The following is a 20,472-nucleotide window of genomic DNA, read 5'->3' as shown; positions in this document are numbered from 1 at the left end:
GAGTTGTGGACAGCGGGTGCAACAACGGAGCCCGGAAACGGGCGTCTTGGCCGGTCAGCGTCCCCCGGCCCGTTAGCACGGTGAACACATAAGCGCAGACCAGGGCGGACGGCGGCAACGCGGGTGCACCGCCTGAGGGTTGGGCGCACATCGCGTCGCCATCGATACGCCTCGGTCGAATCCGGACGGACGGCGAACCGCCGCCGGCAGGCTCGTGGACCGGGCACTTCGGCTGGGGCTCGGGCCGCCGCGTTGGGCATGGCGCGTGCCCCGACGGCCCACGTCGGATGGGCGTGGCGAGTTCGACCGTCCACCGCATCACCGGCCGTGGCCATACGCCGGTGACCGGTCCGTCGCGTACACCGACAGCCACCGGCGCGAGGCAACCAGTGGGGTGTACAGACCACTCGGGGATGCGGTCGGACACATGCCGGGCGAACTGCAAGCGAGTGGTGGCCTCGTGGGCGATGCATCGTGCGTAGTGAGGTGTGGTGGTGAGTACCGGGGGAGGTGCGAGGCGTCGCACTGTCGCCGAAATGGACCCAAGTTCGCCGTGGAGCAGAGGAGTTGGCGGAGCGCAAGCTGTGACCACTGAGGGTGCCGAGGCGGTGGAGTCACCTCGTCCGGTGACTTCGCGGGCGGCACGTTGACCCACGGGGTGACGCCGCGGACAGCATCGGCGGCCGGTGCGACCGGGTGGGTGGCGGCCGGCGCGTGCCCCATGAGGTGTGAGTCGGTCGGAAAGCCGACGTGGTGGCGCGAGGCCCGACGGGGGCGCGTCGGTGGGTCAGACCTCGGGGCGCAGCATCGGGGGGTTGAGGAGGGTCGCGCCGCCGGCTCGGAACAACTGCGCGGGGCGTCCGCCCTGACGGGTCGTGGTGCCGCCGGTGGGGACCAGGAAGCCGGGGGTACCGGTGACCTTGCGGTGGAAGTTGCGGGGGTCGAGGGCGACGCCCCAGACCGCCTCGTAGACCCGGCGGAGTTCGCCGACGGTGAATTCCTGCGGGCAGAAAGCCGTGGCGAGGGAGGAGTATTCGATCTTCGAGCGGGCGCGTTCCACGCCGTCGGCGAGGATCCGCGCGTGGTCGAAGGCGAGCGGGGTCGTCAGCTCGCCATCGCGGGCGTGCGCGCTTCCCTCGTGCTCCAGGAGGGTGTCCACCGGCGCCCAGCGGGCGCTGTGGGCGTCGCCGCCGGCCCTGGGGGCGGGCAGGTCGGGAGCCAGGACCAGGTGCGCCACGCTGACGACGCGCATCCGGGGGTCGCGCCTGGGGTCGCCGTAGGTGGCGAGCTGTTCGAGGTGCGCGCCGTACGTGGGCGGCGGGCCGGCCTCCGGGTGGGCGTGCAGGCCGGTCTCCTCGGCGAGTTCCCGGGCAGCCGCCTCCTCAAGATCCTCGTCGGCGCGGACGAAACCGCCGGGCAGGGCCCAGCGGCCCTGGAACGGCGGCTCACCGCGGCGTACCGCCAGCGCGCACAGGGCGTGGCGGCGCACGGTGAGCACGACCAGGTCGACGGTGACAGCAAAGGGCGGGAAGGCCGACGGGTCGTAGGGAGGCATGACGTGATCATAGTCGTCCGCCTGACGATAAACAGGTCATGCGGCCCTTCACGACCCCAGTTGCAGGCCGTCCGCCGCCGCCTCGACCATGCCCATCCCCAGCCGGCTGATCCGTACGGCGAAGGGCTGCTCGGCGATCGTGAGACCCGTGAGCTGCATCGCGCCGAGCGGGGTGGTGCCGAGCGGGCGGACGGCCACTGTTCCCGAGGGGACATCGGGGCGCAGGCCCGCGAGGGCGACGAGCATCTGGACCGCCCCGGCCGCAGCGACGGAGGCGGGGCGGCAGGCCGCCGGGTGGGGGACGGGCGCGCCGTCGGCGGTGCGCTGGTCCCCCGCGTACATCTCCGGGAGGCGGTGGCCGAAGCTCTCCGCGGCGTCGAGAACGCCCCTGGTCAGGGCGCCGGCCGCGGCTTCGTGGCCGGCCGCGGCGAGTCCGGCGGCGGCGATGGCCGTTTCCTGGACGCGGACGGCGCCGCTCCGGTGGCCGAACGGGTTGTAGCCGGTCTCCTTGGCGCCGAGTCCGCGCAGGCCCCAGCCGGAATCCATGGCCGGGCCGCGCAGCAGTCGGGCCAGCTGATCGGTCTGTGCCGCGTCCAGGAGGCCGGGAGCGAGGGTGCCGCCGCCGAGCAGACCGGTGTCGAGGAGATGGGCGGCGGTGGAGCCGAGGTGCGGCACCGGCCTGCCGTCGCCGGTGAGCAGGGCGGCGGGACGGCCGCCGGCGCGGTCCTCCAGCCAGAAGTCGGTCCGGAAGCGGGTGCGAAGGTCGGCCGCCCAGTCGCGGAGTGCGGCGGCACCGGAGGAGCCGCAGGCGTCGAGGAGGTCGGCGCCCAGGAGCGCGGCACGGTGTGCGTGGGCCTGTGTCTCGCAGCGGTAGGGGCCGTCGGGCGCCGGATCGGGGAGGTAGCCGCCGCGGCCTCCGCCCGGTGGGTCGGTGGCCGTGCGCAGCCACTGGAGGCAGCGTTCGGCGGCGGGCAGCAGCCGTTCGGTCTCCGGATCGGGGAGGCCCCAGCGGCGGGCCTCCGCGAGGACCGCCGGGAAGAGGAGGGTGGCTTCGATGCCCGTGCAGCTCGGTGGGGCGTGCGGCCCGGCGTCTCGCAGGGGGCCGGGAATTCGGCCGAAATCCGCTCCTGGGGTGGCTTGTTGAGTTCGGGCGAGGGTGCGCAGGGTGCTCGCGGCGAGCCGGGTGCCGAGGGGGAGCAGCATCCGGGCGGTCCAGAGGGCCTCGGCCGGGGCGAGGCCGCAGCGCCAGGGGAACCCCCCGGCCACGTAGACGTCCGTGGGCATGGCCGGGTCGCGCATCAGCAGGCCGCGCAGATCGTCGAGGCTGCTTGCCATGAGGGCGTCGGCGCGGTGGTCGTCGCACTCCAGGCGGGCGGCCGACCAGGGGTGCGGCGGCCGGTCGCCGCGCATCCGGGGGCCGGCGGGGGCGGGGCGCGGGGCAGGAATACGGGGTTGGCCGGGGCGCGCGTAGGCGGCCGGGTGGGCGCGGCCCCGGGGGCTGCCCGTGTTGTATTCGAGGCGGGCGTGCAGTTCGACCGTGCGCCGGCCGCCCGGTGGCAGCTCCAGGTCCCAGCGCAGCAGGCCCGCCGAAGCCAGGGCGTCCTGGGGTGTGGGCGTCGCGGAGACCACGGCGTGCGCGCCGGTCCCGGACCAGCGGAGCCCGGAGCCGTGGACCGCGGCGCGGAGTTCGGCGCCGGGGAAGCCGACGGCGACGGCTCCGAGCTCTGCGAGGTCGGTGCCGAGCCGGATTTCGACCGGCAGCCGGACGGGCCGGCCGGCGCTGCTGTGGAAGGTGATCCGTTCGGTGCCGTCGGCGGACCGGATCCGCTCCATTCGGATCTCCGGGTCCGGCCCGCGCTCGCCCGTTCTGCGGACCACACCGATGAACCGGGCGCGGTCCGCGGCGACCAACCGGCCCTGGACGACGAGCGGTTCGCCGCCCGCGGCCCGCACTTCGCAGCGGGAGAGGATCCGCCGGCCGTCCCGGTAGTAGCCCTCCAGGCCCTCGCCGGTGAGCTGCCCCGAGGGGGGCGACACGGCGAGGGACGGTAGGGCCACGCAGATGAGCGAGGAGTGGACGGGCTGCGGTTGGGGCGGCCGGGGCGGCGCGGTGCGCCGTTCTCCGGCGGGCGGGTGGGTCGGCTGGGTGGTGGGGACGATCCCTGGCACGCTCTGCGCTCCCTGGTGAGGTCGGGGCTCCGTACGGCCTGCGCCATATAGGTGAACGTTCCGGCCGGCGCCCAGGTCACGCCGGCCGGACCGCGACCGCCTCTCACCGCCGGCTCCGGTCGCCGTCCCGGCCGGTCCGGCGCTTGCCGGCGGCGCCGGGGGTACGGGTGCCGGGGCCGGTGCCGCCGCGTGGCCCGCGCGGGCGGTCGGCGGCTCCGGGGCGCGGCGGTCCGGGCCGCTTCGCGGGCCCCTGTGGTTCCTCCGGGACGACCGCCGGTCCGTCGGCGGCGCGCTCCGCCTCTCTACGCTGCTCGCGCAGGCAGCGGCGCAGCGGCTCGGGATCCAGGCCGTCGTTGATCGCGCGGTGCAGCATCTGCGCGAAGACATAGCCGGGGTCGACGGTGAGGGCGCGGGTGAGGGCGACGCGTGCGGACGGGTCGTCGGCGGTGGACCAGCAGACCCAGCCGGCGAGGGTCAGCGGCGCCGCCGCGTGCTCGACGTAGCCGCCGGCGCAGCGGCGGGCGAGAGCGCGCCAGAGCCGGAGGGCCGGGGCGGCCTCGGGCCCGTCCATCCATTCCGCGGCCCGGTCGCGGGTGCCGCGGTCCTGGAGGCCGAGGACGAGATCGGCGGCTTCGCGGTCGGTGATCAGCGCGTCGTCGCAGGCGTCCCTGGCGCGGTTGCTGCCGGTGGGGGTGTCCTGGCGGAAGCGGCAGATCATCGCGTGCGCCAGATCGAGGGTTTCGCGCCGGACGGCGGGTGCGCCGTCCCGCCGGAGCATCCGGGGCATGAGCGTCGCCGCCGCGGCGTCCAGGGCCTGCTCCTGGTCGGCGGCGCGCGGTCCGGTGCGGGGTGCCAGCCGGGCCTCCATCTCCTTGAGCGAGCCGCGCACCTGCATTCCCGCGTAGGCGGCGGCTGCGGCCATCACGGACGTACCGGGCAGGAAGAGAGGTGTCCCCTCGGTGGGGCAGCAGCGGAAGTCGGGGCAACAGTAGGACCAGAAGCGGCCGTTGGAGATGCAGAGGGCTTCGAGGACCGGTACGTCCTGTGCGCCGCAGGCGGTGCGGAGGCGTTGGGCGAGGGGGCGGAGGCGGTCCCTGACGTCCTTGCCGCTCTCTCCCTGTGACGGTTCCTGGCAGAGGAAGACGAGGATGCCCACGGGACGGGTGGCGCGGTCCCGGGCGCCGGTGATGAGGCAGTCGGCGAGCTGGTCGCAGACGTCGGGCCATTGGGTGGTGTCGGTCGGGATGCCGAGCCTGAGCCGTCCGCCGAAGCGGGCGCGCTCCCCGTGCAGCGCGACCATCACGATGCTGTCGTCCGGATAGAAACCCATGAGATACGGCAGTGCGTCGGCGAGCTCGGCGGGGCCGCGCAAGGTGACCGGGGGTTCGGTGGCCGTCTCGTCGGGCGCGGTGGCGTCGCGCGGCCGGGAGTCGGCCTGGGAACCGGCGGGAGCGGAGGACGGGCGGGAGGCGGTGGGATCGGCCGGAGCGTAGGCGTTGCAGGAGAGGGAGGGGGCGGACGGGTCGGGCACGATGAAAGGGGTCGCGGGGGTGGTGGCGGCGGTGGGATCGGCGGCGCGTGTGGGGTCGGCGGAGACGGGTGGGCCGGGCGGAGCGCCGGGGGCCGGGGGCTCGGGCGGGCTCGCGGAGGGCGGGCTCGCGGAGGCGGGTGAGGGGTTGTCGGTGCCGGGCTTGCGCGGTTCGCTGTGCGGATTCATGGCTCGAAGATCGCGCAGGTCGCCGCGGCTCCGCGACCCCTGTGGATAACTCGCGGGTGGAGTGGTTGTCCACAGGTTCGGGTGGGGGTTCGCGCGTTGTCGGTGGCATCGGGTTGCATGGGGGCATGAGCAACGAAGACCTGCGTGCCGCAGCCGATGCCGTCCTGAGCCGACTCGTCGGGGATCCCGGTGGCGACGCCCGGCTGCGCGAGGATCAGTGGCGGGCGATCGAGGCGCTGGTCGCCGACCACCGCCGTGCCCTGGTCGTGCAGCGCACGGGCTGGGGGAAGTCCGCGGTCTACTTCGTCGCGACGGCGCTGCTGCGCGAGCGGGGCAGCGGTCCGACCGTGATCGTCTCTCCGCTGCTCGCACTGATGCGAAATCAGGTCGAGGCGGCGGCGCGGGCCGGGATCCGCGCGCGCACGATCAACTCCGCCAACACCGAGGAGTGGGACACCGTCCAGGCCGAGGTGGCGGCCGGCGAGGTGGATGTGCTGCTGGTGAGCCCCGAGCGGCTCAACAACCCCGATTTCCGCGATCAGGTGCTGCCCAAGCTCGCGGCGGCCACCGGCCTCCTGGTGGTGGACGAGGCGCACTGCATCTCCGACTGGGGCCATGACTTCCGGCCGGACTACCGGCGGCTGCGCACGATGCTCGCCGACCTCCCGCCCGGTGTGCCCGTGCTCGCCACGACGGCCACCGCGAACGCCCGGGTGACGGCCGACGTCGCCGAGCAGCTGGGGACGGGCGAGGGCACCGGTGAGGCGCTGGTGCTGCGCGGCACGCTGGACCGGGAGAGCCTGAGCCTGGGCGTGCTGCCGCTGCCGGACGCGGCGCACCGCCTCGCCTGGCTCGCGGACCATCTGCACGAGCTGCCGGGCTCCGGGATCATCTACACGCTCACGGTCGCCGCCGCCGAGGAGGTCACGGCGTTCCTGCGCCACCGGGGGCACACGGTCTCCTCGTACACCGGCAAGACGGAGAACGCGGACCGCCAGCAGGCCGAGGACGACCTGCTCGCCAACCGGGTCAAGGCGCTGGTGGCGACCTCGGCCCTGGGGATGGGCTTCGACAAGCCCGACCTGGGGTTCGTGGTGCACCTGGGCTCGCCGTCGTCGCCCATCGCGTACTACCAGCAGGTGGGCCGCGCCGGGCGCGGGGTCGAGCACGCCGAGGTGCTGCTGCTGCCCGGCCGGGAGGACGAGGCGATCTGGAAGTACTTCGCTTCGCTGGCGTTCCCCCCGGAGGAGCAGGTGCGCCGGACGCTGGACGTGCTGGCGGCGGCCGACCGGCCGGTGTCGCTGCCGGCCCTGGAACCGCAGGTCGAACTGCGCCGCTCCCGGCTGGAGATCATGCTCAAGGTGCTCGACGTGGACGGTGCCGTCCAGCGCGTCAAGGGCGGCTGGACATCCACGGGGCGGCCGTGGTCGTACGACGCCGAGCGCTACGCCTGGGTGGCGCGGCAGCGGGAGACCGAGCAGCAGGCGATGCGGGAGTACGCGTCGACGCCCGGCTGCCGGATGGAGTTTCTGCGGCGGCAGCTGGACGACGAGGCGGCGGCCCCGTGCGGCCGGTGCGACAACTGCGCGGGGGCGCGGTTCGGCAGCGAGGTGTCCGCCGCGTCGCTGGACGCGGCCCGCGGCGAACTGGGGCGCCCTGGTGTGGAGGTGGAGCCGCGGCGAATGTGGCCCACGGGTCTGCCGGCTGTCGGCATCGACCTCAAGGGCCGTATCCCGGCCGGTGAACTGGCCGCCACCGGCCGGGCGTTGGGGCGGCTTTCGGACATCGGGTGGGGCAACCGCCTGCGGCCGATGCTCGCACCGCAGGCCCCGGACGGGCCGGTGCCCGACGATGTGGCGGCGGCGGTGGTCACGGTCCTCGCCGACTGGGCCAAGGGCCCCGGGGGCTGGGCCTCGGGCGCGGCGGACGCACCGGCCCGCCCGGTGGGCGTCGTCTGCCTCGGTTCGCGCAGCCGCCCGCAGCTGATCCGGTCGCTGGCCGAGCGGATCGCCTCGGTGGGCCGGATGCCGTTCCTGGGCACTGTGGGGTCGCCGGACGAGGGTCCGGACGGCAGGATTCCGCGCAGCAACAGCGCCCAGCGGCTGCGGGCGCTGCACAGCTCGCTGAGTGTGCCGCCGGAGCTCACCCGGGCGCTGGCGTCGGCCGGCGGACCGGTGCTCCTGGTGGACGACTACGCCGACACCGGCTGGACGCTGGCGGTGGCCGCCCGGCTGCTGCGCAGAGCCGGGGCCGGGAACGTGTTTCCGTTGGTTCTGGCCGTGCAGGGCTAGCCCTGCACGGACCGGTGGGCCCGTCGGTGAACGGGTGGGGGGCCATGGGCGCCGTACGGGCCGGGGCCTGGAGAGAAGGAAGGGAGGCGGCGGGTATCAGAGGCGGGTGCGGCGGGCAGGGATACGGGCGGCGGACCGGTTCATTCCGGCCGCGCGGGGGAATTGCTCGTTGCCGCATGCCTGTACGAACCGCGAGAATTGAAGTGGCTCCCCGTATCCGGCCGTTCGCGGTGCGGATGGGCCTTGTCGCGGTGCGCTCGCGTGCCGGGCCACCACCCGAAGCGCGGACGCGTCGACGAAGGGAGGACGATGACCTTCGGATTCGCCCAGCCCCCGTATGTGTCCCGGCCCCCGTCCACCGATTCCGCTGCCCGGCTAGGGCGGATGCTGGAGCCCGCGGAGTGGGCCTCGGCCGGAATTCCGCTGCTGCGCAATCCTCGTGAGGTGGTCACCGGTCTGCACGCACGGCACCTCCCGGGGCTCGCCACGGCCGTTGTGGCGGTGCTCGACCCCCAGGAGCGGGTCATCGCCAGCGCGTCGTTCACCCAGCCCGCGGTGGCTCCCGACGGCTGGGAGTTCCGCAATGCGCTGCTGACGCAGCTGCGCCGGATCATCCCGCACGACCTGCGGCTGCGCGTCCCGGTGCGGACGGCGGTGCTGCTCTACTGCCGTGCGGGCGAGCCTCGTTGGACGGAGGCGGACGGTGCGTGGATGTGGGGGCTGCGCGATGCCTGCACGCTGCACGGACTCCGTTGCGGGGCCTACATCACGCTCACGCGGGACCGCTGGCAGGTGCTGGGCGAGGGGCGGGGCGGACGGCGCCCACGGGCGTCCGCCGCGGAGCAGCCCCGGAGCGATCCGGACGGGGCGCGGATGGGCATGCGGGGCGCTACCGCAAGCGCGGCCAGCGGCGCCGACGGCACGGCAGTGCGCCCTACCGAACCGGATGCACCTGGTGGCGAGCCGTTGCCGGGGCCTGAGGCGACGCCGCACACGGACCCGCGGCGCACAGCACCGCCCGAAACGGCGGCAGCCCGTACGCAATCGCCCGGTACAGCGGCACCGTTGACGGACGCACCGCCTGCGCCCCCCGGGGCCGTCGCGCCGCCGATGGAGACGCCGGGCGCGCCGGAGGCGCTGCCCGCCGCACGGCTTCGGGCGCCCGGCACGGCCGCCGCGTCCCCGCAGCGCACCGCCCCTCAGGCGCCTACCGTGCCGCTGCCCGAGCAGCCGCGCAGCGGTGGCCGCGGGGCGCCGCGCCGGGCCGGAGGCAGCCCGGCCGGGGCGCACCGGCACACGGCGGCGCGCTGACCAGCGCGGCCCGGCCGCCGCGGATTCCCGGCGCGCGCCTGCCCGGAAGCGTCCGGGCAGGCGAACGAGCCCCGCCGGCCTCTGAGGCCGGCGGGCTGCGTCGAGCCGCGGCGGTCAGGCGTTCGCGCCGAGAGCGGTGTTGATCCGCTGCGCGTCACCGCAGACGATCAGCAGCGTTCCGGCACGGGCCATCGCGGCGGGCAGCACCCGTGCGGCGGTCTCGTCCGTACCACCGTTGACGGCGACGACCACCACGGGCCGCCCGGCAGCGCGTTCGGCGGAGGCGTCCGCGTAGAACACGTCGTCCGCGGCGTCGTGTTGGGCCCAGTAGGACGCCTCGCCGAAGGACAGTTCGTGGGCCGCCCACGGGTGGTTCTCGCCGGTGGTCAGCACCAGGATCTCGCCCGGTGCGCGCCCGGAGTCCAGGAGCAGGTCGACGGCCTCGTCCGCGGCGTCGACGGCGCCCCCGGCGGGCGCCGGGATCAGCTGGAGCTGGGCTCCCGTGGCGGTATCGGTCTGGGCGGCGGGGGGCTGCGGCGGGCCGGTGCGCTGCGCCGGCGGAGCGGCGACAGGCCCACGCGGCGGGGCAGCGGGTCCGGGCTTGCCCGGACGGGCACTGGACGCCGGAGCGCCACGCGGCGGGGCGGGGCGGGGACCGGGACCAGGGACAGGACGGGGGGTCGGCGCGGTGCGGCCGGCGGCCGGAGTAGCGCGGGGACCCGGGACACTCTCGTGAATCTGAGGCTCCTCGGGGATGAGAGGCATAAAAGGATGTCTATCAAACGTAAGTGCGGGACGCGTCAGTGGGTACCGAATTCATGCCCGCACCGCTCAGAAGTCGAAGCCGAGTTGGCCACCGGCTTCCAGAGCGGCTGCTTCGGGGGTGATGCGCACCTTCTTCAGATGCCGCCACCGGGGCAGTGCGTCCATGTAGGACCACGACAGTCGGTGGTGCGGCGTGGGACCGTACTCCTCCAGGGCGATGCGATGGGTCGGCGAGGGATAGCCGGCGTTGGCCGCGAAGTCGAAGTCGGCGTATTCCAGGCCCAGTTCGGCCATCAGCGCGTCCCGCCGCACCTTGGCGATCACGGACGCGGCGGCGACCGCGACACAGGACTGGTCGCCCTTGATGACCGTGCGGACCCGCCACGGCGCACCCAGGTAGTCGTGCTTGCCGTCGAGGATGATCGCGTCCGGTCGGACCGGCAGCGCCTCCAGGGCACGTACGGCGGCGAGCCGCAGCGCCGCGGTCATCCCCAGGGCGTCGATCTCCTCCGGCGAGGAGTGCCCCAGGGCGTACGAGGTGACCCAGTCGGCGAGCACCTCGCTGAGTTCGGTGCGGCGCTTGTGGGTCAGCAGTTTGGAATCGGTGAGTCCATCCGGCGGCCGGCGCAGTCCGGTGACGGCTGCGCAGACGCTGACCGGACCGGCCCAGGCTCCGCGCCCGACCTCGTCGATCCCTGCGACGATCTTGGCGCCCGTCTTGGCGCGCAGTGATCGCTCGACGGTATGGGTGGGAGGCTCGTACGGCATGGCGCCAGCCAGGTTACGCCTATTCGGCCCAGTCGTCCGCATCGGATCCCGACCTGATGGCGGTCGGTTGCGGCGGGGGCGCGGACGGGGCGGCTCCGCGCACTTACCGGCGGGTATACGCGGCGGGCGCGGACGGGGCGGCGCAGGCGCCGGCACGGGCACGGGCAGGCGCCCGCGCAGAACTGAAGTCGCCCTTCCACGGGGGCTGTTGGCGGCGTGGGCGGGCGCGCGCGGACGGGTGGTGGCCATGTCGCGGGCGGACGGTGCGGGCGCGCCGGGGCGCCGGGGCGCGGGGGTGTGGTCAGGCGGCGGAGCCGGGCGCCCAGGACGGGAGGGGTTCGGTGCCGTCGCGCCATGCCTGGGGCGGGGCGCCGCCGGGGGACGCCGCGATGATGCCGCCGACGATGGCGCAGGTGGTGTCGACGTCGCCGCCGGCCCGGACGGTGGTCCAGAACGCCTTCTCGTAGTCGCCGAGGTTCCGTGCCGCGGCCCAGAGGGTGAACGGCACGGTGTCATGGGCGCTGGTGCGGCGGCCGCACCCCAGGACGGCGGCGACGGTGCCGGGGTCGGCGTAGTCGAGCATGTCGCGGGCCCGGCGCAGGCCGGCTTGTACGGCGCTGCGCGGGATCAGGGCGAGGACGCCGTCGAGCAGTTCACCGGGGCCGAGGGCGCGCGCCGGGTCGGCGACCAGGGCTGCCGCGGCGGCCACGGCCATCGCGCCGACGACGGCCTCGCGATGCTGGTGGGTGGTGTAGGCGGAGATCTCCGCCTGGTGGGTGGCCTGCTCCGGGTCATCGGCGTACCAGGCGCCGAGGGGGGCGATGCGCATGGCGGCGCCATTGCCCCAGGAGCCGCGGCCGTTGAAGAGACCGGACGCCAGCTCGCGCCAGTCCTCGCCCTCGCGGATCAGCCGGAGCATGCGGTCGACGGCCGGGCCGTAGTTGCGGTCGACGTCGTGGTGGTCGGCGAAGGAGCGGGCCAGCGCATCCTGGTCGATGCGGTGGTGGGTGGCGAGCACGGCCAGGACGGAGCAGGCCATCTCGGTGTCGTCGGTCCACCGCCAGGGGGCAGGGGGCAGCTCGCGGTGCTTGAGGGCGGGGTAGTGGGCGGGGACGAAGAACTGCGATCCGAGGGCGTCACCCACGGCGAGTCCGCGCAGGCTCGCCAGAGCCCGCGCCCAGCGGTCGGCGTCACGACGGTCGGCGGTCATCGGTGGCACTCTAACCGGTGACGCCATAAGGCTCGGGTTCACACCAGCGGTCGAAGGGGCGATCGAGGGAGTAGCGGCCTTCCAGGCCGAGGAGCAGGGTGCGCCATTCCGCGTTGCCCGGATTGGACAGCGACTCGAACTCCGCGACCGTCCAGTGGAACCAGCGCATGCAGAACAGGCGCATGGTGAGGCCGTGCGTGACGATCAGGACGTTGGGTGGGTGGCGGGGGTCCTCGAAGCTGCGCCACAGGCTCTCCAGGAACGCCCCGACCCGGTCATAGACGTCCGCGCCGGACTCCCCTTGGGCGAAGCGGTAGAAGAAGTGGCCGTAGGCGTCGCGGTATGCCTTCTGGAGGCGTACGTCGTCGCGGTCCTGCCAGTTTCCCCAGTCCTGCTCGCGCAGCCGGGGCTCCTCGCGGACGCGGACCCTGCCGGGGTCCAGGCCGAGGAGCCGGAAGGTCTGGTGGGTGCGGCGGTACGGCGACACATAGGCGGAGACCCGTTCGTGGCCGAACATCTCGCGCAGCTGCACGCCGGCTTCCTCGGCCTGCCGCATACCGGTCTCGGTCAGGGAGAGCGCGTGGTCGGGCTCGCGCTCGTAGATGGTGTCGTCGACGTTGCCCTCGGACTCTCCGTGGCGGACGAGGACAATGCGTCGGGGCCGGGCCATGCCGCCAGCCTAAATCCGCTGCCCTGTACATGCCGCATCCGGCCTCCCTGCCGGGCCCTCGTCTCCGGTGCCGTCCTGATCGCACGACGCTCCTCTCCGCGCATTCCGTGTGCTTCGTACTTCCGTGGCCCTTCCGGGTACTTCCACGGCCCTTCCGGCCGTCCGCCCTCCGCCTCTCCGTCTCGCGGTCCGCGGGGCCGCTGCCCCGGGCGCTGCTGCGTCCGCCGTTGCGCGCAGCCCGCCGCCGGTGGATTCGGTGCGGGCGGTCAGCAGGGGACGAGGACCGGGCGGCCGTCGCGTATCTCGTACGGGCGGCCCGCGAAGCGACGGCGCAGCAGGCGGTCGTGGGAGACGACGACCAGGGCGCCGGGCCATTGCGCCAAGGCTTCCTCCAGTTCCTCGACCAGGGCGAGGGCCAGATGGTTCGTCGGCTCGTCGAGCAGCAGCAGATCCGCTGGACGGGCGAGCAGGCGAGCCAGCGCGAGGCGGCGGCGCTGGCCGGCGGAGAGTGCCCCTACCGGCACCTGCAGATCGCGCTCCCGGAACAGGCCGTAGGACAGCAGAAGGGCGGCCCGTTCTTCAGCGTCACCGGCCAGGCCCCGGCCGAAGGTGGTCAGCAGCGGCTCGGCGGGGCGGGAGACCGGTATCTCCTGGGCGAGGAACCCGATGCGTCCTCGGCGGACGACCGTGCCGCGCTCCGGTTCGGTGACGCCCGCCAGGACGCGCAGCAGTGTGGACTTGCCCGCGCCGTTGGCGCCGTGGACCAGCAGCCGCTCGCCGGCGCCCACGGTGAGCGAGTCCACCGCGAGCCGGTCGCCGACCCGCACCCCGTCGAGCTGGACGAGGGTGCCCTCGGCCTCGCCGACGCCGGGCGCCGCGCGGAAGCGGAGCGGCTCGGGAGGTCTGGGGACCGGCTCCTCGCGGAGCCGGCGCAATCGCTCCTGGGCGTTGCGCACCCTGGTGGAGACGGATGCCTGGACGCGGCCCCTGTCCCGGTCGTAGGCCATTTTGTTGTTGTCCTTCATGAGCCGTCCCTGGGCGACGCCGTGTGCCGTGCCCGCCGCGTACTCGGTGAGTCGGTCGATCTCGTCGCGCCACCGGGCGTGGTCCTGCTCCCAGCGGCGGCGGGCGGCGGCTTTGGTGGCGATGAAGGTGCCGTAGCCCTCGCCGTAGCGGGCGAGGTCGCGGCGGTCGGCGTCGACCTCGACGATCGTGGTGGCGATGCGCTGGAGGAAGAGCCGGTCGTGGGAGACGGCCAGGACCGTGCCGCGGTGGGCGAGCAGGGCGTCTTCCAGCCAGTCGAGGGCGGTCGCGTCGAGGTGGTTGGTCGGTTCGTCGAGGAGCATGACCTCCGGTGATGCGGCGATGAGGCAGGCGAGACCCAGCCGGCCCTGCTCGCCCCCGGAGAGGCTGCCGAGCCGCCGGTCGTGGTCCAGCGCCTCCAGGCCCAGGCCGTGCAGGGCCTTGGCGACGCGGGCATCGGCTTCGTAGCCGCCGCGCAGTTCGAAGAGGGTGAGCAGGTCTCCGTACTCGTCGAGCCTGCCGGTCCCGGCGCCGCCCAGGTCGGACTCCAGGGAGCGCAGCCGGCGTTCGATGGCTCTGAGCTCGGTCAGGGCCGCGTCGATCGCGTCCCGGACAGTGTGGTCCGGGGGGAGGTCGGGGGTCTGTCCGAGGTAGCCGACACCGCCGTCGGCGCTGAGCACGGCGCGGCCTTCGTCGGGCTGCTCGATGCCCGCGATGATGCGGAGCAGCGTGGACTTGCCGGCCCCGTTCTCTCCCACGATCCCGACGCGGTCACCAGGACGTATCGACAGGGCGACACCGTCGAGCAGCAGTCGGTCGGCATAGGACTTGGTGACGTCGTGCAACGAGATCTGGGTGGGCAAGCGAACCTCCAGGTGATGCCGCGGCACTCCGGGCACCCCCGGAGCCAGCAAATGCAACTAGCGTTGCGTTACGCTGATGATGACACGGGAGACCATCTAATGCAACAGGAGTTGCAATTGTCTGGCGAGGACGAGAAGAAGCAGGCCGGAGCGGCACCCGGCGGCGGCACACCCGCGACCGCACCCACCCCTGGCACCCGGCGTCCCGGCGGCCGCACCGCCCGCACCCGGGCCGCCGTCCGCGACGCCGTCCTGACCGGCCTCACCGAGCACGGCTATCCCGGACTGACCGTCGAATACGTCGCCGAGCACTCCGGCGTGCACAAGACGACGCTCTACCGCCGCTGGGGCGACGTCGAGGGACTGGTGGCCGACGCCCTGGACCTGGCGGGCGAGGACACCTGGACCGCGCCCGACACCGGCTCCTTCGAGGGCGACCTGCGGGCGCTCGCGCACGAGGTCGTCACCTCGTTCGCCGACCCGGCAGCGGCCGCGTCGGGGTCCGCGTTCATCGCAGCCGCCTTCCAGTCGGAACGGGCCGCCGCGGCGCTGCGCGCCTACTACACCGAGCGGTTCGCGCGCTGCGAGACCATCGTGGAGCGCGCCGTCCACCGCGGGGAGCTGACCGGACCGGAGCCCCTCCCCGGCTCCCCCGAGGGGGCCGCCATCGACGCCGGGGCACTGGTCCGGTCGGTCTCCGCGCCGCTGTTCTTCCGGTTGTTCATCAGCCGGGAGCCGGTCGACACGGCACTCGCCGACCAGGCCGCGGCGGCAACCCTGGCCGCCGCCCGCGCGGGCGTCTTCACCACGGAACGGCCGGCCGCGGCGGCCTCGGGCGACAACTCCCCCGGCGCCGCCACCTGACCGCACCGGCCGCGCCGTTCACCTCCGCGGCACGACGGCCGGCGAAGCGCTCACACCGTCCAGGACGGTTCGAGCTGCACCACATCGCCCGCGATCGCGCGTACGTCCGCGGCTATCTGGGCCCGCAGCGCCAGCCGTTCCACCCGCTCCGGCCGGTACTTCCCGCGCTCGGCCGCGGACTGCCACATCGACAGGACCAGGAATTCCTCGCCGGGGGCCCGGCCGACCATCCCCCGCAGCATGCCCGGCGAACCGGCCATCGCCGGGTTCCAGACCTTCTCCTGCATGAGGACGAAGTGGTCCACCCGCTCCTGGCGCACCTGGCAGTGCGCCAGCCGCAGCACGTCCGCGTCGCCGAACGCCGGCCGGAAACCGACCTTTACGTCGAATTCGTGCTCGAACAGCCGAACTTGGCTGTCCTTGTAGGTGCCGACCTGGGAGGCGGCCAGCCGGTCGTGGGAACGCGCCATGAAGGAGTCATAGAACGCCCGGCTCTCCCAGAAGGCGACCAGATGCGCCACGCCCGGACGCCCCCGGCTCCACCCTCCGGCCTGTCCTCGGAACCCTGGCTCCCCCAGCAGCCCCGCCCATTTCCGCTGCCCCCGCTCGAACCCTCGACGGTCCACGACGGTGAGGCGAATCCACTTGACCAGCACCGCGCCATCGTACGGCCCACGGGCACGCCGAATAGCTGCGCGTCACACGGCGACCTCCCCGAACTGCCTTACGGGCGCGGAGCAATAGGGGCGGCGCGCCCTGCCCCCTCGCTCCTCCCTCGCGGCTTCCGGCACAAATCCTCCCGGGAGGAACGCCTGACCAGCAGGAGCGCTCGATTCAGCCGCACGCCATACGGGAGCCCGTTCACCACCCCTGTGGGCGCCGCCACCGCGGGCGGGGCGGCGCACACCGGGGCCAGGACCGGCCGATGCCCGTCCAGGAACACCGCCCGTCCCGCCGGGTACCGAGCCGCTCACCGGTCATCCGCAGATACCCGGCCGACTCCACGGAGCCGCGCACAGCCCTCACCGGTGCGATGGAGCGGTTCCCGCCCTCCACGGGGATCACACCGCGTGAATTCCCGTCGACCGGTCCGCGGTTGCCGGGCGGCGGCACCGTTCGTCACGGGTTTCCACAGGCGGAGTTCGCCTCGTCCGCCGGACGCCCCTGCGTGGCACCATGGCAAACACGGGGAAATCCTGGGGAGTTGCCCGCCTGCACGCGGGTGAGCTGCGCCATGGGAGCTGACGGAAGGGGAGCCCGGTGAGCACGCTCAACAAAGGCATCGACAAGGTCGAGGTAGCGCTCGGGTGGGACCCCAGCCCCCTCGGTGAGCCGGACAACGACCTCGACATCATCGCGGCGACGTACCCGGCGGACGCGCCGCACGGCGAGCCGGCATATCTGGTGCACTTCGACAGCCGGTCGCCCGACGGAACCATCACCCTCAACCGTGACAGCCGGACCGGCCAGGGATTCGGCGCCGACGAGGTCATGACGCTGGAACTGAACCGGCTGTCCGAAAGCTACTCCCGCGTGGTGGTGGGCGTTCTCATACAGCAGACCGACGGCCGGAAGGTCTTCGGCGAGGTGGCGAACACCGTCGTCGTGGTGCGCGAGGGATACCACCAGCTGGCCGAGAACGACCTCGCCGAAGTCGCGGAGGCCACCGCGGCGGCGGTCGCCGAATTCTCCCGGGACGCGGCGGGCGAATGGCGGTTCCAGCCCGTCATGCGCGGGTTCGACGCCGACCCGGACACCTTCGCCGGGCTCATGGGCGGCTGATGACCGGCTGACGGGCGCCGTTGGCAACGGAAATGCGCCCGTACGGAGGGGAGGCGGCGGCCGGCCACTTCCCCTCCCTCTCCTTCGGCCGCTCCCGCTCTCACGTTTCTTTCCCCGCGGTCTCCTGCCGCTTGCGGCGGCGGTGCGCCGCGACCCGTTCCCTGGAGGCGCAGGTGGCCGAGCAGTAGCGGCGGGCACTTCCGGGGCCGGTGCCCGAATAGAGGGTTCGGCAGCCGGACGCGGCACATACGCCCCAGGGGATGCGGCCGTATTCGGTCAGAACCTGGGCCAGCGCCAGGGCACTTGAGGCCAGGAACCAGTCGGCCCAGCTCGCGTCATCGCCCCGGTCCACGTGGAGGTGCCAAGGGTGGCCGCCGTGCCGGGAGAGATGCGGACGGGCGCCGCACTCGGCCAGCAGCGCGTTGATGGCGAGCGCGGCCCGGTCGATGTCGGTCTCCGCGAGGAGGTGCGCGATACGGGCCGCGGCGCCGCGCAGGGCATCGGCGTCGTGCTGCGAGAACGCCGAGTCGGTGAGGTCGTCCGAGCTTTCTCCATGGCGCGCGAGGAGTTCGGCGAGGGCCGTACGCGGCAGGCCGGGAGCGGCGCGCACCGCGTTCGCCAGGTCGATCAGCCGGTCCATGGACCGGAAGCCGTGCTGTGCGGCGCCACTGATCCCGGTCATGTCGCCCCCTCTCCCTGCTGCCGAGTCCCGGTGACCGCTCGGATGATCCTCGCGCCGGCGACGTGGTCCGGCTCGGGTGTAGCGTCTTATACGGCTAACACGTTACACCTGCCCGACGCTCGCCGCCCGTTTCCCGCCCGCCCGTGGAGGAATCGCCGTGCGCACACCCCAACTCCCCACCGGATTACGGCTCTATCCGGCCACCGCCTTCCTCGCGCGGCTCGCCGAGGAAGGCGCCGGCGTGGCCGTGGTGCTGCTGGCTCTCGCCCGTACCGGAAGCGCGGCTCAGGGGGCGTACACCCTCACCGCCTGGATGGCACCGCACGCCCTCGCCGCTCCCCTGGTGGGCGCCGTCGCCGCCCGGATGCGAAGGCCCCGGATCTTCTACGCTGGCGCGCTGGGCGGTTTCGCCGCGGCCATCGCCGCACTGGCACTGCTCACGGGTCGCGCCCCCGCCCCCGTCACCCTGACCGCAGCCCTCATCGGCGGCTGCTGCGGTCCGGTGGTCTCCGGCGGGCTGTCGGGGCTGATCGCCGGCCTGGTCCCGGCGGGCGCCTCGCGCGACCGCGCCTACGCACGGGACGCGGCGGTCTACAACGCCGCATCGGTGGCCGGGCCCGCGGTCGTCAGCGTCATCGCCGGGCTGACCGCGCCGGGACCCGCGACGTGGCTGCTGGCCGGAGCGGCAGCCACTGCCGCGGTACTGGCCACCGCGCTCCCCTACCGGCGCGCGCTTCCCGGAGCACTTCCCGGCACGTGTCCCGCGGAAGCGTCCCCGGCGCCGGTCCCGCCCGCCGCGCCGACCACGCTGCGGTCCGATCTGGCGGCGGGCCTCGCGGCCGTACGGCACATCCCCGAGCTGCGGGCGATCACCGCGGCGACCTGTCTGGCATTCGTCGGGATCGGCGGGCTGACCACCGCCACGGTGCTGCTCGCCGCCTATCGGGGCGGCCCGGGGAGCGGTGGCGCCCTGATGACCGCGTTCGCCGTCGGGGCGCTCGCGGGCTCCCTGGCGGTTGCCCGCCGGGAGCCGCGCCTTACGGTCCAACACCAGGCCACCGTCGCCCTGTTGGGCACCGGGCTGGCACTGGGCGCCGCCGCCCTCATCCCGGCGCCGCCGGCCATCGTGGCGCTGTTCGTCCTCGCGGGGCTCTTCGACGGTCCGCTCCTGACCGCGACGCTGCGGATCCGGGCGGATCACGCACCGGCGCGCGTACGGGCCCAGGTCTTCACCCTGGGGGCGGGCCTGAAGATCACGGCGGCGGCCTGCGGGGCGGCCCTCGCCGGACTGGCCGCGCCACTACCACCGCCCGCACTGCTGCTGGCCATTGCCGCCCTCCAGCTCGCCGGCGCGCTGCTCCATGCGCGCGGCCGGTCGGCCACTCGCCACTCCCCTGGTGCGGCGGACCGGCTCCCGGAGTCGCGGTCCCGCGCGGCCCGATAGCCGTCTCCGGCGGCCTGCTCCGGCGCAGGCGGTGGGGAGCCCACGACAGCGCGGTGGCCTGGCCGGTTCGCCCCCGCCCGCCATATCGGCCACCGCACCTCGCCAGCCGCATCACGGACGAAAGATCATGGAGAGAAGGCTCGTAAGGGGAAAGTCCGGCGCGGCAGGAATCCACGGACAGAAGGTCCACGGGCAGGGAGTTCCACGGGCAAGGAGTTCGCGAACGCGCAGAGGATTCGGCAGACCTGCAGGGAAGTCCACGAGCGCTCGTCCCGGGTGTCGGGAATTCGGCGGCCGGAAATGCCCGGGGCGCGCCCTCACGACCCAACGCCGCAATCCGGACCAGGAGCACCGCTCCGGCAGGTAATCCCCTTGCCGTGATCGTCAGGCCCTCACGAAGATGGCGCCATGCCCACCTTCAGCGCGCCCGACGGGACCCAACTCGCTTACCAGGAACAGGGAGAAGGCGGAGAACCGCTGCTGTGTATTCCCGGTGGGCCCATGCGTGCCGCCGCCTATCTCGGCGATCTCGGCGGGCTCTCGCGGCACCGCCGGCTGATCATGCTCGATCTGCGCGGCACCGGCGGCTCGGCCATCCCCGCCGACCCGGCGACGTACCGCTGCGACCGGCAGGTCGACGATGTCGAGTCGCTCCGCGCTCACCTGGGAACGGACCGCGTCGATCTTCTCGCCCACTCCGCGGGCGGTGATCTCGCGCTGCTCTACGCGGCCCGGTACCCGCAGCGCGTCCGCTCGCTCACGCTGGTCACCGCCCGCGCGCGGGCCCTGGGCGTCGATTTCACCGAGGAGCACCGCCGGGAGGCGGCCTCGCTGCGGTCGGCCGAGCCGTGGTTCCCGGAGGCGTACGCCGCCTACGAAGCCGTGTGGGCCGGTTCCGCGACGGACGCGGAATGGGACGCCATCGCCCCGTTCTTCTACGGCCGTTGGGATGCGGTCGCCGCGGCCCACGCCGCCGGCGACGTGGCGCAGACCAACGAACCGGCCGCGGAGATCTACGCGAGCTGCGGCGCGTTCGACCCGGCCGCGGCACGTGCCGCCCTCGCCGCCTGGGAGGCACGGGTCCTGGTCCTCGCGGGTGGGATGGACAGCGGCCCGCTCCCCCGCGTCGCCGCCGACATCGCCGCACTGCTCCCCGGCGCCGAACTGGCCGTCCAACGGGACGCCGGCCACTACCCATGGCTCGACGATCCCCGCCGCTTCACCCGGACCGTCGAGGAGTTCCTCTCGGCGGGGAAACCCGGCCGATAGACCGGGAGAAGCATCAACCGGCCGCCGAGGGTACCCGCCGACGGGGATTTCCGGTCAGGCGGTTCAGGGCCGGGAGCAATGGGTGCGCA

The 20,472-nt window shown here is 73.9% G+C and carries 15 protein-coding genes and 1 pseudogene; 6 read left to right on the top strand and 10 right to left on the bottom strand.

Annotation, left to right across the window (positions count from 1 at the left end):
- Positions 1 to 787 precede the first annotated feature (787 nt).
- The 3 genes from ACO1BR_RS29215 to ACO1BR_RS29205 all read right to left on the bottom strand — a co-directional run bounded on the left by ACO1BR_RS29215 (position 788) and on the right by ACO1BR_RS29205 (position 5,441).
- Positions 788 to 1,555, bottom strand: coding sequence for an NUDIX hydrolase (locus ACO1BR_RS29215; protein WP_426798098.1), 768 nt, complete (start codon positions 1,553 to 1,555; stop codon positions 788 to 790).
- Between the two features lie 48 nt (positions 1,556 to 1,603).
- Positions 1,604 to 3,613 (bottom strand): glycogen debranching N-terminal domain-containing protein, encoded by a 2,010-nt coding sequence (locus ACO1BR_RS29210; protein WP_426798116.1) that lies wholly within the window; start codon positions 3,611 to 3,613, stop codon positions 1,604 to 1,606.
- A 214-nt stretch (positions 3,614 to 3,827) separates the two neighbouring features.
- The gene (locus ACO1BR_RS29205) at positions 3,828 to 5,441 is read right to left on the bottom strand and encodes a DUF4192 domain-containing protein (protein WP_426798097.1); all 1,614 of its coding nucleotides are present in this window, start codon (positions 5,439 to 5,441) and stop codon (positions 3,828 to 3,830) included.
- 125 nt (positions 5,442 to 5,566) lie between these two features.
- On the opposite strand from ACO1BR_RS29205, the gene ACO1BR_RS29200 reads away from it, so the two are divergent.
- The gene (locus ACO1BR_RS29200) at positions 5,567 to 7,732 is read left to right on the top strand and encodes a RecQ family ATP-dependent DNA helicase (RefSeq protein ID WP_426798096.1); all 2,166 of its coding nucleotides are present in this window, start codon (positions 5,567 to 5,569) and stop codon (positions 7,730 to 7,732) included.
- Between the two features lie 309 nt (positions 7,733 to 8,041).
- Positions 8,042 to 8,567 (top strand): annotated as a pseudogene (locus tag ACO1BR_RS29195) (hypothetical protein); the annotation flags it as partial.
- Between the two features lie 590 nt (positions 8,568 to 9,157).
- Here the strand turns inward: ACO1BR_RS29195 and ACO1BR_RS29190 are convergent.
- The 5 genes from ACO1BR_RS29190 to ACO1BR_RS29170 form a co-directional block, all read right to left on the bottom strand.
- Positions 9,158 to 9,808: a hypothetical protein gene (locus ACO1BR_RS29190; RefSeq protein WP_426798095.1), complete on the bottom strand. Its 651-nt coding sequence runs from the start codon at positions 9,806 to 9,808 to the stop codon at positions 9,158 to 9,160.
- A gap of 66 nt (positions 9,809 to 9,874) precedes the next feature.
- Positions 9,875 to 10,576 carry a ribonuclease HII gene (locus ACO1BR_RS29185; RefSeq protein WP_426798094.1) on the bottom strand — a complete coding sequence of 234 codons (702 nt, stop codon included), beginning with the start codon at positions 10,574 to 10,576 and terminating at the stop codon, positions 9,875 to 9,877.
- A gap of 301 nt (positions 10,577 to 10,877) precedes the next feature.
- Positions 10,878 to 11,786 carry an ADP-ribosylglycohydrolase family protein gene (locus tag ACO1BR_RS29180; protein ID WP_426798093.1) on the bottom strand — a complete coding sequence of 303 codons (909 nt, stop codon included), beginning with the start codon at positions 11,784 to 11,786 and terminating at the stop codon, positions 10,878 to 10,880.
- A gap of 10 nt (positions 11,787 to 11,796) precedes the next feature.
- Positions 11,797 to 12,456 carry a histidine phosphatase family protein gene (locus ACO1BR_RS29175; RefSeq protein WP_426798092.1) on the bottom strand — a complete coding sequence of 220 codons (660 nt, stop codon included), beginning with the start codon at positions 12,454 to 12,456 and terminating at the stop codon, positions 11,797 to 11,799.
- Positions 12,457 to 12,722: 266 nt separating this feature from the next.
- Entirely contained in the window at positions 12,723 to 14,342 is a 1,620-nt protein-coding gene (locus tag ACO1BR_RS29170) for an ABC-F family ATP-binding cassette domain-containing protein (RefSeq protein WP_426798091.1), read from the bottom strand.
- Between the two features lie 117 nt (positions 14,343 to 14,459).
- Between ACO1BR_RS29170 and ACO1BR_RS29165 the strand changes: the two genes are divergently transcribed.
- Positions 14,460 to 15,206, top strand: coding sequence for a TetR/AcrR family transcriptional regulator C-terminal ligand-binding domain-containing protein (locus ACO1BR_RS29165; RefSeq protein ID WP_426798090.1), 747 nt, complete (start codon positions 14,460 to 14,462; stop codon positions 15,204 to 15,206).
- A gap of 50 nt (positions 15,207 to 15,256) precedes the next feature.
- Here ACO1BR_RS29165 and ACO1BR_RS29160 read toward each other — a convergent pair whose 3' ends face one another.
- Entirely contained in the window at positions 15,257 to 15,862 is a 606-nt protein-coding gene (locus ACO1BR_RS29160) for a YdbC family protein (RefSeq protein ID WP_159507707.1), read from the bottom strand.
- A 604-nt stretch (positions 15,863 to 16,466) separates the two neighbouring features.
- On the opposite strand from ACO1BR_RS29160, the gene ACO1BR_RS29155 reads away from it, so the two are divergent.
- Positions 16,467 to 16,988, top strand: coding sequence for a TerD family protein (locus ACO1BR_RS29155; protein WP_426798089.1), 522 nt, complete (start codon positions 16,467 to 16,469; stop codon positions 16,986 to 16,988).
- A gap of 100 nt (positions 16,989 to 17,088) precedes the next feature.
- Here ACO1BR_RS29155 and ACO1BR_RS29150 read toward each other — a convergent pair whose 3' ends face one another.
- On the bottom strand, positions 17,089 to 17,670 hold the full coding sequence (locus tag ACO1BR_RS29150; RefSeq protein ID WP_426798088.1) for a CGNR zinc finger domain-containing protein: 582 nt from the start codon (positions 17,668 to 17,670) through the stop codon (positions 17,089 to 17,091).
- A 157-nt stretch (positions 17,671 to 17,827) separates the two neighbouring features.
- Between ACO1BR_RS29150 and ACO1BR_RS29145 the strand changes: the two genes are divergently transcribed.
- Together ACO1BR_RS29145 and ACO1BR_RS29140 are read left to right on the top strand one after the other, a co-directional pair.
- Positions 17,828 to 19,114, top strand: coding sequence for an MFS transporter (locus ACO1BR_RS29145; RefSeq protein ID WP_426798087.1), 1,287 nt, complete (start codon positions 17,828 to 17,830; stop codon positions 19,112 to 19,114).
- Positions 19,115 to 19,522: 408 nt separating this feature from the next.
- Positions 19,523 to 20,383 (top strand): alpha/beta fold hydrolase, encoded by an 861-nt coding sequence (locus ACO1BR_RS29140; RefSeq protein WP_426798086.1) that lies wholly within the window; start codon positions 19,523 to 19,525, stop codon positions 20,381 to 20,383.
- Positions 20,384 to 20,472 lie beyond the last annotated feature (89 nt).

It is taken from the genome of Streptomyces sp. YGL11-2 (assembly GCF_050054615.1).
In the GTDB taxonomy this organism is placed as follows: Bacteria; Actinomycetota; Actinomycetes; order Streptomycetales; family Streptomycetaceae; genus Streptomyces.
This window is presented reverse-complemented; position numbering and strand designations above follow the sequence as displayed.